We start from the raw sequence: 17093 nt of genomic DNA on the forward strand, positions 1-17093 counted from the left end.
TCACCCGAATCACTTACCTGAGTAAGCTCATCGGGATTCCTTGACTTGCCGCCTTCCTGTAACTCGAATTATTTAGGTTACCAGAGCATCTCCTTTTAATAAGGAGGTGCTCAAATCAAAGCTTTTCAACTGCCCATTCAATGCCGCTGGCATATTCGGCCGGCAGCATCGGGATCAGTGCATTCAGGTTTTCTTTCAGCAGGCTGGCGCTGGCATCATTGAGATTCAGGTGTCCGACTTTACGACCCGGACGCACGTCTTTCTCGTACCAGTGCAGATTGACCAGTGGCAGGCTCAGCCACTGTTGTGACACATCCGTGCCAATCAGATTCACCATCACCGACGGCGTACTGACCACCGGTTTCGGCAGCGGCAGACCGAGTATGGCGCGCAGGTGCATTTCAAACTGGCTGTAGGATGCGCCGTTTTGCGTCCAGTGCCCGCTGTTATGTACGCGCGGAGCCAGTTCGTTGATGAGCAAACCTTCGCTGACCACGAAACATTCCATCGCCATCACGCCGACATAATTCAGTTCGTTGAGAATGGCGGACAACATGCTTTCTGCCTGCTGTTGCAGCGCAGCGTCCGGCTCCGGCAGTGCGACGCTGGTGCGCAAAATACCGTCCTGATGCAGATTGTGCGTCAGCGGATAAAAAACGGTTTTCCCGTCGTGACCACGCGCACCTACCAGCGACACTTCACCGGAGAAATTGATGCCCTGCTCAACGATGCATTCGCCGTAGCAATCTTGTGGCAATGTATTTTCTTCGCCGGAACGCAAGCGCCACTGACCACGACCGTCATAACCGCCGACGCGACGTTTCACAATCGCCAGTTCGCCAAGCTGTGAAAAAACCTGCGGCCATTGTGCGGCATCTGCCAGCAATTGCCACGGCGCAGTCGCCAGACCGAGCTGGTCGAGCAACTGTTTCTGCGTCAGGCGATCGGCCAGACGCGGGAAAATATCGCGGTTAACGAACGCATTATGCGTTGCCAGTTCGCGGGTCAGCGCGGTTTCCGGCCAGCGTTCGATTTCTGCGGTAATGACGCTTTGCTGATACGGCACGGCTTCCGGTTCGGCATCAAGTCCGACCGGATAAACGGCAATGCCCAGCGGTTCACCGGCCTGACGCAGCATTCTGCCTAACTGACCGTTTCCGAGTACGCAAACCGGTTTCATGCTTCCTCCCGCGGATCGGGATTATTCAGCACTTCATCCGTTTGTGCGACACGCCACGCGGCCAGATTTTTGGCAATTTCAGTATCATGCAGCGCCAGAATTTGTGCCGCCAGCAACGCGGCGTTAGCGGCACCCGCTTTACCAATTGCCAGCGTACCGACCGGAATACCGCGCGGCATTTGTACGATGGAATACAGGCTGTCGATGCCGCTCAGGGCCGCGCTTTGCACGGGCACGCCGAGCACCGGCACCAGCGTTTTCGCCGCCAGCATGCCCGGTAAATGCGCCGCGCCGCCTGCGCCTGCGATGATCACATCAAAACCATTGGCCGACGCCTGTTCAGCAAAGGTGAACAATTTGTCCGGCGTGCGGTGTGCGGAGACGATATCGACATGGAAAGGAATATTCAGCGTTGTGAGCACTTCGGCGGCGAACTGCATGGTCGCCCAGTCACTTTTAGACCCCATAACGATGGCGATTTTTGCCGGGGTAACGTTGGATGACATGTCTGTATAGCTCCTGTGATTCGGATTTAAAGCGTGTGAGGGCGCAAATGATATCACGCTCACGAAGCAAGGAAAACGGTTGCGTAGCCGGAATACGGTGCATTTTTGATGAGAAGTGCGCGACAGATTTGTATAATCCCAGCCACGATAATATTCGCCATCCCCACTGGAAACTGAACTATGACGCAGGCTTTACTGGCACCGATTTATGATTTTCTTCACTGTGAAACACCTGCGTTATGGGTGGATGTGGCGCTGGAAAATCAGACGGTCATGCTGATTGACCACGCTAACTGTGAAAAGAAAGCGGCGGCCACGGCGATGAGCCTGATGACCAAATATCTTGAGCGTACCGAGTTGCTGTTTTGCGCGGCACGTCTGGCGCGCGAAGAGCTTCATCACTTTGAGCAGGTGGTGGAAATCATGCAGAAACGCAATATTACTTATACCCAGCTTTCACCGTCGCGCTACGCCAGTGGCATGATTAAACATACCCGCCATCATGATGACCTGAATATTCTGGTGGACCGTCTGATTATTGGTGCGTACATCGAAGCGCGTTCCTGCGAGCGATTTGCCAAGATTGCTCCGCATCTCGATGAAACCCTGTCACGCTTTTATACGTCGCTGTTGCGCTCAGAATCACGCCATTTTGCCGATTATCTGGCGCTGGCCGAACAGTATGCGGGAACCGATATCAGTGAACGGGTGGAGGAGTTTGGCAGGATTGAAGCGGAACTGATCTTAACGCCAGATGAACAATTCCGCTTCCACAGTGGAGTCCCAGTCTGCGGGCTTAAAACGGGAAGCTGATCAGTTCCACATTACCGGCGGTGACTTTCACCATCGAGCCTTCTTCGTGCCATGCGCCGAGTACTACGCGGTGGCCGGTTTTATTTTCTAAAGGCACATCATGAATAGCCGGGCGGTGCGTGTGCCCGTGGATCATCCACTCGACGCCTGCCGCCTGCATTTCACTGATCACCGCCTGCGGATTCACGTCCATAATTTCCAGCGATTTTCCCTGATTAGACGCTTTGCTGTTGGCGCGCATTTTTGCGGCAATCGCCAGTCGCCATTTCAGAGGCAGCATCAGGAAAAATTTCTGGATAAACGGGTTATGAACTTTTTTGCGGAAATTCTGGTAGGCAACGTCATCGGTACACAGCGTGTCGCCGTGCAGGATGAGCACGCGGCGGCCATAAAGCTCGAGAACTTTTTTCTCTGGCAGCAGCGTCATCAGGCTTTCACGCGCAAAACGTCTGCCGAGCAGAAAATCGCGGTTACCGTGGATGAAAAAGCAGGGCACGCCTTGCTGGCGGAGCTGGTTTAACGCCGCAGCGATTTCTGCGTGTAACGGTTCCGGGTCATCGTCACCAATCCAGGCTTCGAATAAATCCCCGAGAATGTACAGCGCATCAGCCTGCGGCGCATCTTCGCGAAGAAAACGCAGAAAACCGGCAGTGATTGCCGGTTCCTGTGCGCAAAGATGGATATCTGCGATAAAAAACGTGGTCATCCCGACGCTAATTATTCGCTGATGGTGACGCTTTTGATCACAACATCTTCTTTTGGAACGTCCTGGTGCATACCGCTGCGGCCTGTTTTCACGGCTTTGATTGCGTCAACCACGTCCTGACCTTCAACCACTTCTGCAAATACGCAGTAGCCCCAACCCTGCGCGTTTTTGCCGCTGTGGTTAAGGAAATCGTTGTCAGTAACGTTGATGAAGAACTGTGCGGTGGCAGAATGCGGATCGTTAGTACGCGCCATCGCCAGCGTGCCTTTGGTGTTTTTCAGGCCGTTATCCGCTTCGTTATCGATAGGTGCGTCGGTGTTTTTCTGGTTCATGCCTGGCTCAAAACCGCCGCCCTGGATCATGAAACCGTTAATCACACGATGGAAAATTGTGTTGTCGTAGAAGCCTTTACGGCAATAGTTCAGGAAGTTTTCAACCGTGGCTGGCGCTTTGTCAGCGAAAGTTTTAATGACGATATCGCCGTGGTTGGTGTGGAAAGTGACCATAATTATCATCCTGCTAATGTTGATGTGTGCTCTGTGTCAGAGCGGCTACTATAGCCTTTTCTTATACCATAACTCAAAAGTTGCCGTCAGCAGCGCCTTTGTGACCACTAAAGCCCGTCCGGCGGCCTTATGCCGTTTCGGTGAAATCATTTTCGTTATATTATGGCCGTTAGTGTCGCTTAACTGCGCCAACGTCATTTTCTACGCCCAACACACGGAATAGCCTGATGCTGAAGATTTTTAATACCCTGAGTCGCCAAAAAGAGGAATTCAAGCCAATTCATGCCGGTAAAGTCGGGATGTACGTGTGTGGGATCACTGTTTACGACCTGTGTCATATCGGCCATGGCCGCACCTTTGTGTCTTTCGATGTGGTATCGCGTTACCTGCGTTACCTCGGTTATGACCTGAAATATGTGCGTAACATCACCGATATCGACGACAAAATCATTAAACGTGCCGCTGAAAATGGCGAAACTTTTATGGCATTGACCGACCGTATGATCGCCGAAATGCACGCGGATTTTGCTGCCCTGAATATTCTGCCGCCGGATTCTGAGCCGCGCGCGACCGGACACATTCATGAAATCATCGATATCGTGCAGAAGCTGATCGACCGCGATCACGCTTATGTCGCCTCCAATGGCGACGTGATGTTCTGGGTGGAAAGTGATCCGGATTACGGTGTGTTATCCCGTCAGGATTTGGATCAGTTGCAGGCTGGCGCACGCGTCGAAGTTGAAGCTAACGTGAAGCGTAATCCGATGGATTTCGTGCTGTGGAAAATGTCCAAACCGGGCGAACCGAGCTGGACCTCTCCGTGGGGCGAGGGCCGTCCGGGCTGGCACATCGAATGTTCTGCGATGAACTGCAAGCAGCTGGGCGCACATTTTGATATTCACGGTGGCGGCTCAGACCTGATGTTCCCGCACCACGAAAACGAAATTGCGCAGTCAAGCTGCGCACACGACGGCCCGTATGTGAACACCTGGATGCACTCCGGCATGGTCATGATTGACCGCGAAAAGATGTCCAAATCGCTGGATAACTTCTTTACCGTGCGCGATGTGCTGAAATATTACGATGCGGAAAGTGTGCGTTACTTCCTGATGTCCGGCCACTATCGTAGTCAGCTGAACTACAGCGAAGAGAACCTGAAACTTGCGCGTACCTCGATGGAACGTCTGTACACCTCGCTGCGTGGTACTGACGCCAGCGCAACGCCTGCCGGTGGCGACGCGTTTGTGGCGCGTTTTCGTGCGGCAATGGACGACGATTTTAATACGCCGGAAGCCTATTCCGTGCTGTTCGATATGGCGCGCGACATTAACCGTCTGAAAACGGAAGATATGGCGGCGGCAAACGGTCTGGCAGCAGAACTGCGTCAGCTGGCGGGCGTGCTCGGCTTGCTGGAGCAGGATCCGGAGCAGTTCCTGAAATCCGGTGCGCAGGCAGATAATGACGATGAAGTCGCTGAAATCGAAGCGTTAATCAAACAGCGTAACGATGCCCGCGCCAGCAAAGACTGGGGCATGGCGGATAAGGCGCGCGACCGCCTGAATGAAATGGGTATCGTGCTGGAAGATGGGGCAAACGGAACCACCTGGCGCCGTAAATAATCTCCTTCAGACTCCATTTTTTTGGAGATGCAAGATCTCAACAGCCTCCTTTCTGGAGGCTTTTTTATAAGGACTGTCCTGTGACTCAAATGCTTCTGACGTATCAGCCTCCGTATGACTGGCAGTGGATGACCGCGTTTCTTGGCGCACGTGCCTTGCAGGGCATCGAGCAGCAGGACGGCGAATTTTTTCAGCGCACACTGGCGGTGATGCACAACGGCGTGCGGCTGAGCGGCTGGTTGCGGTTGCGTCCTTTGCCGGACCTTAACAGTGTCGAACTGGAGGTTTCGCCGTCGCTGGCTCCGGTTGCAGAAAATGTAGCGCAGCAGGTGCGGCGGTTACTGGATCTGGATGCGCAGCCATTACTGATCGCTGAAGGTTTAGGTCCGCTGGCCGAAAACGCCGTGGGACTCCGTCTGCCGGGCTGTATAAATCGTTTTGAGCTGACGGTGAGGGCGATACTGGGTCAACTGGTCAGTGTGAAAATGGCGGCAACGCTGGCGACGCGGCTGACGGAAAAATGGGGCGAACCGCTGAGCACGCCTTTTGCGGCGCTGACGCACCTGTTTCCGTCTCCGGCGGCAATCGCGAAATTAACGGTCGATGATTTACGCGGTATCGGTGTGCAGGCCAAACGCGCGGCGTGCCTGATTAATATTGCACAATCGGTGGAAGAAGGGCGGTTGCCGCTCGATGACATTACCGATGTGCAGGAAGGTGTCAGACAGTTGCTGGCGATGCCGGGCATTGGCAGCTGGACGGCGAGTTATGTGGCGATGCGCGCGTGGTCTGCGCCGGATGTTTTTCTGGGCGGCGATTATCTGATTAAGCAGCGCTTTCCCGGAATGACGCCGGGGAAAATCGCCCGTTACGCCGAGGTCTGGAAGCCGTGGCGCACTTACGCCACGCTGCATTTATGGTTCAACAATGACTGGCAGCCTGATTTGCCCTGATTATTCCGTTCCGTTCTGAGGCGGCGACACGGATTGCGGGGCGTGGGCGGTTGCGGTTTTCTGGTCGGCTTCGTATTTGAAAACCTGTCCGCGGCCGTTACGTTTGGCGGTATAACAGGCCATATCGGCCTGCGCCATAAATTCACTCCCGCTGATGTGCGGATTACAAATTTGCGTCAGCCCTGCGCTGGCGCCGATGCGGTACATTTTCTCTTCCCACATAAAGTGGTACGCGTTGATCTTATCCACCAGTTGCTGAACCATGCCGAGCCCTTGTTCCATCGGACAATCAAACAGAATCAGCGCAAATTCATCACCACCCAGACGCGCGAGACGATCGCTGTTGCGGATATGTTCCTGCATCAGCGTGCTCAGCTGACGCAACAACTCATCGCCCGCTGCGTGGCCCGCACTGTCATTGATCGCTTTGAAACGGTCGAGATCGATAAACGCCAGCGTGTGAACCTGATGACGCGTCGCCGTCAGGTTTAGCGCTTTTTTCAGGCTCGATTCAAAACTGCCGCGGTTAGACAGGCCGGTCAGCAAATCGTGGGACGCGCTGTAGCTGAGTTTGCGCATCAGCTCGCGGGATTTACTGACGTCCTGAAGTACCAGCACGATACCGATCGGCTCATCTTTCAGCGTGCGCAGCGGCGAAACGGCCAGCTGGACATCAAACAAACCGGTGTCGTGGCCGTGCAGCACGAGGGAACGTTCCACGGAAGAGTGCAGGTTTTCGTTGATATCAAATTGCAGCAGGTTGTCGATAAGCGGCCCGTCAGGCCCTTTGCTGATCAACACGATCCGGTTTACCGGCTGCCCCTGCGCCTGCTGCTCTGACCAGCCGGTCATTTTCTCCGCCACCGGATTCATGAACGTAATATTCATATTCCGGTCGGTGGAAATCACGGCTTCATTGATCGAATTCAGGGTGATGTGCAGCAGCTCTTTTTCTTCATGCAGCGCTTCAGACAGCCGTTTGTTGGTCATTTCCGTGTGTTTGAGTTCGTTAATATCCTCAATCTGAGAAATGAAATACAGCGGGTTGTGGTGTTCATCACGCACCAGCGAAACCGCCAGCAAAGCCCAGACGAGTTCACCATTGCGGCATAAATAGCGTTTTTCCATGGTGTAGCTCTGGATTTCATCATCGAGCAACTGCTTGAACAACGTGAGATCTTTGCCTAAGTCTTCCTGATAGGTTATTTCCTGAAACGACAGCGTAGTCAGATACTCCGCTTCATAACCCAAAAGGTTGCACAGCGCCTTGTTGACCTGGAGCAGTTTTCCCTGCGGAGAAACCAGAGTCATTCCGATGGCCGAATATTCCATGGCGTTACGAAAGCGGTTTTCGCTCTGGGTAATGTGCGATTTCTCCATGCGCAAGGAATGCATGGCCATGGCCATCGCATTAGCTGGCATCAGGATCAGCAGCAGCGGCAGGAAAATTAACCCCTGCGGGATTTGCATCACTGTATGGGGCTGAACGTTGATAATCCCGCTGGTGTGCAGCAGGGCAATCATCAGCGTCATCGAAAGGAAAATAATAAAGGCTTCAATACGCGGCAGGCGGATGGCGCACCACAGCAGCGGAATGGTGATAAACGCGAAGGTGTAAGGCAGCCATTTCAGTGCGAGAAAACCGGCGATCAGCGTCAGAATCAGTGTCAGAGCCAGCTCAAAAAAACGCTGAGAAGTGAGATTTTTGCTGAAATAACCGCGCTGATAAATCAGCCCCAGCGGCGTGAGTGCCAGGATCGCCACGGCCTCAGACATAAACCAGGTTGCAAAACGGTTTTGCAATTCGCCTGGTGAATGAATGTGCAGGATGAACAGCATCATGATCACCGAACTGACCAGCGGGCAGAAAACCACGGCAATCAGCAAAAACTTCACCCAGGAACCGAGACCGGAAAGCGGATCCCGCTGTGGCAACATCCGGCGCAACAATACTGCACACAAAGACGCTTCAATCAGGTTGTTGAGCAGATAAGGAAAATAGCGCGGGAACGGCGTGCCCATGACCGCATGGGCGGCGGCAATGCCCAGAGACGCGGCGCAAAGCAACGTCAGCCACTGGCGATAAGGGTGATGAAAAAGGACCGGGATAAGCAACGCAGTGGGCAGCCATAAACCCGCCAGGCTCGACTGTCTCTGAATAACGTTCATGCACGCAAGCGCCAGCAGGCAGATAGCAATACCTAAAAGCAGGGGGGCTTTCCAGTCTGCCCTGTGAACTATGAGAGAAGGTGGTTGGCTTCTTTCCACGATGAAAACCCTTTTCTGACCGGCGGCGAATGACAAACAAATGCAGTAATAGCTGTTGTTCTATTTTTTACTCGTCGCGGCGGTGTGGGGATCGCGCGGCGGCATGTTATCAGTATCGGAAAATCAGAATGAATTATTAATATAAATTCTACATTACGGTGTAATAGATAACGAATATTCCGGCCCGAAAGCCGGAAAGTGTGCGTCAAAGCAAGAAAATAGTGGCAAGGCCCAGGAAGATAAAGAAACCGCCGGTGTCAGTCAGCGCGGTGATCATCACGCTGGAACCCACGGCAGGGTCACGGCCAAGGCGAACCATGGTCAGAGGAATAACCACGCCCATCAGCGCGGCCAGCAGGAGATTCAGCACCATCGCCAGCGTCATCACAGCGCCCATCTGCCAGTCGCTGTACAGCAGCCACGTCACCACGCCCATCAGCCCGCCCCAAACCAGGCCGTTAATCAGCGCTACACCCAACTCCCTGAACATCAGAAATCTTAGGTTACCGAGCTGAACATGGTGTAGCGCCAGCCCGCGGACAATCATCGTGATGGTTTGATTGCCGGTATTACCGCCGATCCCGGCGACAATCGGCATCAGCGCGGCAAGGGCCACAAGTTGTGAAATAGTATGTTCAAACAGGCCGATAACGCGCGAGGCGACAAACGCCGTACACAAATTGATAGCCAGCCAGGCCCAGCGGTTTCGTACGGCCTTTCTGACCGGAGAAAACACATCTTCTTCCGGGCTCAGGCCGCCCATCCGGCGCAGATTGCTGTCGGTGTCGTTATTCACGAAATCAACAATCTCTTCCACCGCCAGACGTCCCATCAGTTTGCCTTTTTTATCCACCACTGGGGCGGTAATCAGGTCATAACGTTCAAACGCGCTGGCCGCGTCTTCGGCCTTATCTTCCGGCTCAAAACTGGTGAAGTCGGTAATCATGACGTCAGAAACCGGCGTATGCGGCGGGTTCAGTAAAATTGTGGTCAGCGGGAGTTCGCCGAGCAGCGTATTTTTCCGGTCGGTAATGAATAACTTATCGGTCGCTTGCGGAATGGTTTTACGCAGACGAAGAAAGCGCTGCACGGTGCCCAGCGTGACATCCGGGCGAACGCTCAGCAGCTCGAAATCCATGATACGGCCCACGCATTCCTTGCTGAACTTCATGACTTCGCGGACTTTATCGCGCTGGCGCGGGTCGAGCGACGTCAGAACCCGACCAATCAGGTCACGCGGAAGGTATTCGGCGAGATACACCTGATCGTCCACGTCGAGCAGCGACATGGTTTTGAGCAGGTCTTTATCGCTCATCTCTTCAATCAGGCTGTCCCAGACGGTTTCTGAAACTTCGACCAGCGCTTTACCGCGCGCCGACGGCTCAACCAGGCTCCACAACGCCAGACGTTCACGTATGGGTAATGCTTCCAGCACGTCGGCGACGTCCGCCGCATGCAGTTTTTGTACGCGCGCGGTGAGTTCGGCGGTGTTATCCATCAGTGTGGCACGCGTTGCGTCATCCACATCCAGGTCTTCGCCCAGTATGCTCTCAGCCAGATTGTCGGTATTCAGAAGGAGATCGAGGATCCTGCTGCGGCTTTCCGCCAGCTTTTGGCCGTAATTCTTAGGTTTTTCGGCAGACATTCGAGATCCTTATTCCTTGAAGTAACGGCAACTTTTCAGCGTGCCGGTACATGTTTTTTCGGGGGTCTGATCTCGTCGGGTTTCGGTTGGCGTTTCGGACTGTTTTTGGTTCTGATGATGCGTATACGCGCCGATAGCTGAGTAGACGAGACGGCCGAACAAAATAATGAAGCTTATCGATAAAACGATTTTCGTCATCTTGATGTTGGATTTTCGAGACATAATTAAGATCGCTTAAGTGGTTCCTGGCTCCGGTAGCGGGAAAGAAAGAGGATAAATAATAATATTTACAATATATAACAGAACTAAACGGGCAACCAGATAATCAAAAAAAGCGCAAAGAAGGCGATTTGACCTCCGGTGAAAGCCTCACTGCATAGAATTTTTCTCTTTGTTTCATGATTCTAATCTAAATAAGATTTTTCACTTCATTCATCGCGTGATTAATTTGTTTTGGATGATTTTTAGTGAAAATCGTAAAGATTCTGTTTAATGATCTGCATCAAAGGATTTAAGATAAGTCGCATTAGAATCCAGCCATAATTTAAATATCTGCGACCAGGCTTTCGTCCGCTGTATTCTTTTCTTCCGCATTTTTTTCTGTGAAATGACATTTTTACAATGATAACGGAGAGCGGACCTGTCGCCACTGCTGCCGGATTGCCTGACGTCCGTGACATCCTAAATCACTCACCGCTGCATGAAGCTCATGCGCAAACGTAGATGGACTTGATGCGTAAAAATTTCTCCTGGCATGACCTGCGCCACAAATGGTGGGGACTTCCCGTTATTTGCGCGCTGGTATTGATTCCAGTGACGTCATGGCTTTCGCCGATCATTATGCTGCCGGAAGGCCGGACGTATCTGATCTACATGCCGCTGGCAACGTGCGTTGCCTTACTGATGGTATTTGACTGGGCGGCTTTCCCGGGCATTGTCCTCACGCTTTTCCTGCGTTATTACCTGCGTGTCGGTTTTGACATGAGCGTGCTGATGACGGTGATTTATTTCACGTCACTGTTTCTCGCATGGCTGGGTTATCGCTGGCAGGCCGGGAACCGCTGGTCGGCTCCGTTGGGATTAATGACGCTGGCGAAAGTTCGTGTTGGCTGGCTGCTGATTTTTCTGACGTTCTTTTTTATGATCGTCTTGCAGATTGTCGTGGAAAGCGGGCTTTTACCCGGTTATCTGGGCATGGCGACCGCAGAGTTTGTCACCCTCAGAACGCTGGTCAATTTGCAGGCAATGATTTTAGGGATCTTGCTTAACTCTCACGTTATTTATCTGGTTATCCGCCTGATCCGTCAGCCACGTTATTTCCGCGTGTTGCGCATGATGTTGAGAAAACAGCGTGCGCCGGGCGTGAAACGTCTCGAAGTGCTGCTGTGGTTTGTTGTGCTGACCTTCATGGTGACGTTGCTGTGCATTCCGGGGCTCAGCGAGCCGTTTACCAAGATTTTGCTCAGCGACTATACGCTGACACTGCTTTTCCCGGTGCTGCTGTTCGGCGCGCTGCGTTATGGCTATTACTTCATCAGCATCGTCTGGACGGTTACGCTTACCGTCTTATTCAATAACTATCAGGGTTTTATCTCTGAACACGGGTTTACACATAATCTGGTCTTTGTTTCTGCGCTCATGCTGGTTTATACCGTGACGCTGTTACTCATGTCGGTCCTTTCTTCCCGTCAGCGTCTGCTGATGAAAAAATTCAGCGCCGCGGCGTTGCAGGATCCGGTCTTTGGCCTGCCCAACCTGCGCGCGTTTAACCGTGATCTGGCCCGTCATCCGCGCTCAATGTTGTGCTTCATCCGCGTTTCGGACATGGATGTGCTGAGCCGCAACTACGGCATGCAGTTGCGTATCCAGTTTAAACAGCAACTGGCGCTGGGGCTGAATCCTTATTTGCAGGACGGTGAGCGGGTTTACCACCTGCCGGGATATGATTTGGTTCTGCGTTTAAACTGCGAAGACGCCGATAAAAAGCTTCAGTATTTGCATGATTATCTGGAAGATTTCCGGCTGATCTGGAACGGTCTGCCGCTGCATCCGAACATCGGCTTATCCTATTGCACAGTCTATTCCCCGGTTGAGCATTTGCCGATTTTGCTCGGCGAACTTAGCGGTATTGCGGAAGTTTCCCTGACCACCGGTCAGCCAGAATCCAATAAAAGCGACCACAGTCAGGTTCAGCTGGAGATTAAAGAGAAAGTCGACATGCTGCATAAAATCCAGCGTGCCCTTGATGACGACCGCTTTGTGCTGATGGCGCAGCCGATACTGGGCGTGCGCGGCGACAGCTATCATGAGATTCTGCTGCGCCTGTTTGATGGTGAACAGGAATCACTGGTGACGCCGGATAAATTCCTGCCGGTGGTGCATGAGTTCGGTCTTTCTTATCAGATGGATATGTGGGTTCTGCGGCACACGCTGATGTTTATTCATCAGAACCGCGTGCGTCTTCCCAGCCTGCGTTTTGCCGTGAACTTTACACCATCCACGCTGTGCCGCCCGACGTTTACCCGCGATTTTAAAACGCTGATGCTGGAATTTGAGATCGAACCGTTCCAGATCGTTTTAGAAGTTACGGAATCGCATTTACTTCAAAACATGAAGTATGCGGATTATGCGATGCGTGAACTGCGCTCTTATGGCTGCCGGATTGCGATTGACGACTTCGGCACCGGTTACGCCAGTTATGGCCGCCTCAAGGCGATTCAGGCTGATATTTTGAAGATTGACGGCAGTTTTGTGCGCAACATGCTGACTGATCCGCTGGACGGATACATTGTGCAGTCAATTTGTCAGGTGGCGCGCATGAAGCATCTGTCGATTGTGGCGGAATACGTGGAAACCGAAGAGCAGAAAGCGGCACTTCACGCACTGGGCGTGGATTATATGCAGGGGTATCTGGTGGGCAAACCTCTGCCGCTGGCCTCGCTGCTGGAATTTCAAAAAAACTGATTTATCAGTACGCTGAAAAGTTAAAAGCCCTCTGAGCATAAAATGCCAGAGGGCTTTTTTTATTGTCCGGATTTATTTGTCAGAAGGCTCAGCGTCTTCTTCTTCGAGCATCAGTTTCCAGCCCGTGACATCGTTCCAGTAGCTTTGTTCGCGTTCGAAATCGAGCTGAACCAGGTTATTCTGGGCCAGATATCCCGCCGGGAAACGCAGCGTCCAGTGATTATCATCGGTCGATAACCGCAGGGATTCCGGCGTGGTTGTCGACTGGCGCTGGTTGTTGAGCAATGCCCCCAGACGCAGCAGCTGAATCAGCGGAATATAATGCTTCTTCTTAAACAAATTCAGGCGCGGCAGTTCTTCGAGCTTGATGGCTTTGCGGTGAAAACGCACCAGCGTCGCCAGCAGCGTTTGCTGTTCCTGATTAAAGCCCGGCAAGTTGGTATTTTGCAGGATATAAGAAGAATGCTTGTGCATGCCGGTGTGGTTGATGCTCAGGCCGACCTCATGCAGCATGGCGCTGAATTTCAGCAGAGATTCGAGCTGCGGCTGTACCAGTTTGGTATTTTGCGCCAGCCATTGGGCATACAACTGTTCCGTCGTTTCAAGCACGCGGCGCGCCTGTTCCCGGTCGATATTGTAATGCTCGGCCAGGCTTTTCGCCGTGCGGGTGCGGATATCCTGATGACGGAACCGGCCTTCCATTTCATACAACACGCCTTCACGCAGCGCGCCGTCGGAAAGGCGTAATTCTTTCACCGCCAGCGCATCAAACACGCCGCGCAGAATCGCCAGGCCGGGAACGAATACCGACTGACGATCTTCTGATAAGCCCGGCAACTCCAGCGCACTGAAATTCTTAAAGTTCAGCACGGCTTCGGTCAGCATTTCCAGCCGTTCAGGGGTAATCAGACCGTCTTTTTCACCCATTTCGACCAGCACTTCATGGGCGGCTTTGATACTGCCTGAGGCACCCAGCGCATACTGCCAGCCTTGCAGACGATACTGCCACGCCAGTGTTTCGAGTTTCTGTGCGGCGGCGAGTTGTGCGCGTTTGAAATTGCTGCGGCTGATTTCACCGTCGGGGAAAAACATTTGCGCAAAACTGACGCAGCCCATGCGGCGGCTTTCGGCCAGTAGCGGCTCGAAATCTTCGCCGATGACCAGTTCAGTCGAACCGCCGCCAATGTCGACCACCAGCTTGCGGCCTTTTTCAGGTTGCGTGTGTTCAACGCCCATAAAAATCAGACGTGCTTCTTCCTGACCGGAAATAATTTCTATCGGATACGGGATCACTTCGGCGGCGCGCTTGAGGAATTCCTCAGCGTTCACCGCCTGACGCAGCGTATGGGTTCCAACGATAGTGACGTTATTTTCCGGAAAACCCTGCAGGCGTTCAGCAAATAAAGCCAGGCAATCCAGCCCGCGTTGAATGGCTTCTTCACTGAGCACATTTTTATTGTTGAGGCCATCGGCCAGGTGAACGCGCTGTTTCAGGCGTCCCAGCACCTGCAATGCGCCGTTAACGACGCGGGCGATCACCATATGGAAACTGTTCGATCCGAGGTCGATTGCAGCAATTTCCTGTGGCTTGGCATTCAATGGGCTGCTGCTTTTAAGGGGCATAGTTGTGTAACGCTCCAGGGGTTCAGGCTTGCTGACTTTGTTGTTCCAGATCTTTGAGATATTCGTAAATCGCCAGTTGTGCGCGCACTTTGCGACGATTTCCGCGTGGAACATACCGGTTGCTCAGTTCTTTATCAATCACTCTGGCTTTTACCGTGTCGCTGAACAGCAGTTCGAGAATGTCCAGAACGCGCTGTTTCAGGCGCGGATCGAGCAGGGCGACAGCCACTTCAATACGGTAATCGATATTTCGGGTCATCCAGTCAGCGGAAGACAGGAAGACTTTGGTATCGCCACCATTTTCAAAGACATAAACGCGATCGTGTTCAAGATAGCGGTCGATGATACTGGTGACCTGAATGTTTTCGCTGAAGCCGGGTAAGTTGGGCACCAGTGAACACATGCCGCGGATCAGCAGGCGGATTTTGACGCCCACATTCGACGCGACGTACAGACGATCAATCAGCCCTTTGTCCACCAGATTGTTGATCTTCAGCGTAATGCCGCCGGTTCCGCCAGCCTGTACGTTGGCGATCTCTTTGTCGATCAGGCGGTAAAGCATGTCGCGCGAGTTTTGCGGCGACACCATCAGATGTTCGAAAGAAACCGGGCGGTAAGGGTTTTCAATAAAGTTGAAGACGCGACGGACTTCGTTGGTGATACGCGCATCAGCGGTCAGCAGCGAATAGTCGGTATAAAGCCGCGCGGTTTTCTCGTTAAAGTTACCGGTCCCAATATGAGCATAGCGGACAATTTCATCGCCTTCGCGGCGCGAGATAAGAAAGAGTTTTGCGTGAATTTTCAGACCCGGCGCAGAGAAAATAACGTGTACACCGGCTTCCGTCAGACGTTTCGCCCAGTGAATGTTAGCTTCTTCATCGAAACGCGCCTGTAACTCAACAACAACCGTCACTTTCTTGCCGTTATGCGCGGCGTGGATCATCGATTCAATAATGCGTGAGTCTTTTGCCACGCGGTAAATATTGATTTTTATCGATAAAACGTTGGGATCAAACGACGCCTGGCGCAACAGTTCGAGAACGTGCTCAAACGTGTGGTACGGGTAATACAGCAACACGTCCTGTTCACGAATGGCGGCAAAGCCGTTACGGAATTTATCGAACCACAAATGACGCAGGCGTGGCAGAGGGCGGTTGACCAGATTGGCTTTGCCGACGTTCGGGAAACCAATGAAATCTTTAAAGTTGTGGTAACGGCCACCGGCAATTACAGAATCGTAGTTGGAAATACCGAGCTTGCCGCGCAGCAATTCCACCATTTCATCCGGCATGTCGCGCTGATAGACAAAACGCACCGGCTCAGCGGTCAGACGCTGTTTCAGGCTCGATGACATGAGTTCCAGCAGGCTGGATTCCATTTCTGTGACCAGATCGTATTCGGCGTCGCGGGTCATTTTCATCGAATAGGCATTCAGCGCATCGTAATCGAAGAAGCCTTTGAAAATGTCGTCGAGGCAATAACGCAGAATGTTATCCAGCAGGATCATCGGCTTGCGGCGGCGCGGCGCTTCCGGTGGCAGGTTAACGAAACGCGGAACTTTATCGGACGGGATTTCCAGCAGGGCGTAGTGAATCTCTTCGCCGCGGATAATTTCTACCGCCAGATAGGTGTAATCGTCTTTGAGGAATTGCACCAGATTGGTGTCGTGATTAATGAGGATCGGCGTAATGTGCTGGCGCAGCTGATGTTTGAAATACTGACGCAACCAGGCTTGCTGGTTTTCCGACACCTGACGCTCGTTAATCAGGAAAATTTGATTACGTGCCATTTCCAGCAGTAAATCGTTGTAGAGACTGTCAAATTCCTGATCAATGCGAAGCACTTTTGCCTGAATTTTTTTCAGCAAATGACGGGACGCGCCAAGAAAACCCTGTTCCTCACTGATGAGGATCCGCCGTTTTAAATCAGCAAAGCGGACTTTATAAAACTCATCCAGATTATTGGAGTAAATCCCTAAAAAACGCATCCTTTCGATCAGGGGATTACTTTTGTCTGCCGCTTCCTGCAACACGCGCTCATTGAAGGACAGCCAGCTTAGTTCTTTCTCGATATAAAGCTTTTCCTGACCCATTTTCACTCCGTTCATTTGGCTTACAACCTGGCCCATACAGGCAAATCGCCTGAAAAACACCGCAATTTAGCTCAACGTGATCTTCATGTTACCCGTCTGTTTCAAAGCCGGGCGCAACAGGAAGCCTTTTGTGAGAGGGCCTAGTGTCTACTACCAATATTGCGAAAGATTGACAGGAAAGTCCAACACTACAGGGGATGAATTAAGGAGAGTCTATG

General features: G+C 52.4%; 12 protein-coding genes. 4 read left to right on the plus strand and 8 right to left on the minus strand.

Features of this window, described 5'->3' with window-relative positions:
• Nucleotides 1–115 precede the first annotated feature (115 nt).
• A complete protein-coding gene (purK, locus tag GW579_RS12605; protein WP_165059345.1) occupies nt 116–1180 on the minus strand; it encodes a 5-(carboxyamino)imidazole ribonucleotide synthase in 1065 nt (354 codons plus the stop codon).
• Nucleotides 1177–1686, minus strand: coding sequence for a 5-(carboxyamino)imidazole ribonucleotide mutase (purE, locus tag GW579_RS12610; RefSeq protein ID WP_152327922.1), 510 nt, complete (start codon nt 1684–1686; stop codon nt 1177–1179). The genes purK and purE overlap by 4 nt, the downstream gene beginning before the upstream one ends.
• Before the next feature lie 180 nt (nt 1687–1866).
• Between purE and GW579_RS12615 the strand changes: the two genes are divergently transcribed.
• Nucleotides 1867–2499, plus strand: a complete 633-nt coding sequence (locus GW579_RS12615; protein WP_152327923.1) for a MiaE family protein — start codon at nt 1867–1869, stop codon at nt 2497–2499.
• Here GW579_RS12615 and lpxH read toward each other — a convergent pair.
• Both lpxH and ppiB read right to left on the minus strand, forming a co-directional pair.
• Nucleotides 2483–3205, minus strand: a complete 723-nt coding sequence (lpxH, locus tag GW579_RS12620; protein ID WP_165059346.1) for a UDP-2,3-diacylglucosamine diphosphatase — start codon at nt 3203–3205, stop codon at nt 2483–2485. The genes GW579_RS12615 and lpxH overlap by 17 nt on opposite strands.
• Nucleotides 3206–3216: 11 nt before the next feature.
• Nucleotides 3217–3711, minus strand: a complete 495-nt coding sequence (gene ppiB, locus GW579_RS12625) for a peptidylprolyl isomerase B (RefSeq protein ID WP_152327925.1) — start codon at nt 3709–3711, stop codon at nt 3217–3219.
• A 227-nt stretch (nt 3712–3938) separates the two neighbouring features.
• Here ppiB and cysS point away from each other — a divergent pair, with 227 nt between their 5' ends.
• Nucleotides 3939–5330, plus strand: a complete 1392-nt coding sequence (gene cysS, locus GW579_RS12630; RefSeq protein ID WP_165059348.1) for a cysteine--tRNA ligase — start codon at nt 3939–3941, stop codon at nt 5328–5330.
• A gap of 89 nt (nt 5331–5419) precedes the next feature.
• Nucleotides 5420–6283, plus strand: coding sequence for a DNA-3-methyladenine glycosylase 2 (alkA, locus tag GW579_RS12635; protein ID WP_206738907.1), 864 nt, complete (start codon nt 5420–5422; stop codon nt 6281–6283).
• On the opposite strand, the gene GW579_RS12640 is transcribed toward alkA, so the two are convergent.
• Both GW579_RS12640 and mgtE read right to left on the minus strand, forming a co-directional pair.
• A complete protein-coding gene (locus tag GW579_RS12640) occupies nt 6284–8551 on the minus strand; it encodes a PAS domain S-box protein (protein ID WP_165059352.1) in 2268 nt (755 codons plus the stop codon).
• 205 nt (nt 8552–8756) lie between these two features.
• Entirely contained in the window at nt 8757–10196 is a 1440-nt protein-coding gene (mgtE, locus tag GW579_RS12645; protein WP_152327929.1) for a magnesium transporter, read from the minus strand.
• A 732-nt stretch (nt 10197–10928) separates the two neighbouring features.
• Between mgtE and GW579_RS12655 the strand changes: the two genes are divergently transcribed.
• Complete coding sequence (locus GW579_RS12655) at nt 10929–13160, plus strand: sensor domain-containing phosphodiesterase (protein ID WP_235937366.1); 2232 nt, start codon at nt 10929–10931, stop codon at nt 13158–13160.
• Between the two features lie 72 nt (nt 13161–13232).
• Here the strand turns inward: GW579_RS12655 and ppx are convergent, their stop codons facing one another.
• Nucleotides 13233–14783 carry an exopolyphosphatase gene (ppx, locus tag GW579_RS12660; protein WP_152327932.1) on the minus strand — a complete coding sequence of 517 codons (1551 nt, stop codon included), beginning with the start codon at nt 14781–14783 and terminating at the stop codon, nt 13233–13235.
• A 22-nt stretch (nt 14784–14805) separates the two neighbouring features.
• Entirely contained in the window at nt 14806–16875 is a 2070-nt protein-coding gene (ppk1, locus tag GW579_RS12665) for a polyphosphate kinase 1 (RefSeq protein ID WP_152327933.1), read from the minus strand.
• Between the last annotated feature and the right edge of the window lie 218 nt (nt 16876–17093).

It is taken from the genome of Rahnella contaminans (assembly GCF_011065485.1).
Taxonomy (GTDB): domain Bacteria; phylum Pseudomonadota; class Gammaproteobacteria; order Enterobacterales; family Enterobacteriaceae; genus Rahnella; species Rahnella contaminans.

Coding starts and splice junctions, on each gene's coding strand:
- purK (WP_165059345.1), bottom strand. CDS start 1,180: ATGAAACCGGTTTGCGTACTCGGAAACGGTCAGTTAGGCAGAATGCTG.
- purE (WP_152327922.1), bottom strand. CDS start 1,686: ATGTCATCCAACGTTACCCCGGCAAAAATCGCCATCGTTATGGGGTCT.
- GW579_RS12615 (WP_152327923.1), top strand. CDS start 1,867: ATGACGCAGGCTTTACTGGCACCGATTTATGATTTTCTTCACTGTGAA.
- lpxH (WP_165059346.1), bottom strand. CDS start 3,205: ATGACCACGTTTTTTATCGCAGATATCCATCTTTGCGCACAGGAACCG.
- ppiB (WP_152327925.1), bottom strand. CDS start 3,711: ATGGTCACTTTCCACACCAACCACGGCGATATCGTCATTAAAACTTTC.
- cysS (WP_165059348.1), top strand. CDS start 3,939: ATGCTGAAGATTTTTAATACCCTGAGTCGCCAAAAAGAGGAATTCAAG.
- alkA (WP_206738907.1), top strand. CDS start 5,420: ATGCTTCTGACGTATCAGCCTCCGTATGACTGGCAGTGGATGACCGCG.
- mgtE (WP_152327929.1), bottom strand. CDS start 10,196: ATGTCTGCCGAAAAACCTAAGAATTACGGCCAAAAGCTGGCGGAAAGC.
- GW579_RS12655 (WP_235937366.1), top strand. CDS start 10,929: ATGCGTAAAAATTTCTCCTGGCATGACCTGCGCCACAAATGGTGGGGA.
- ppx (WP_152327932.1), bottom strand. CDS start 14,783: ATGCCCCTTAAAAGCAGCAGCCCATTGAATGCCAAGCCACAGGAAATT.
- ppk1 (WP_152327933.1), bottom strand. CDS start 16,875: ATGGGTCAGGAAAAGCTTTATATCGAGAAAGAACTAAGCTGGCTGTCC.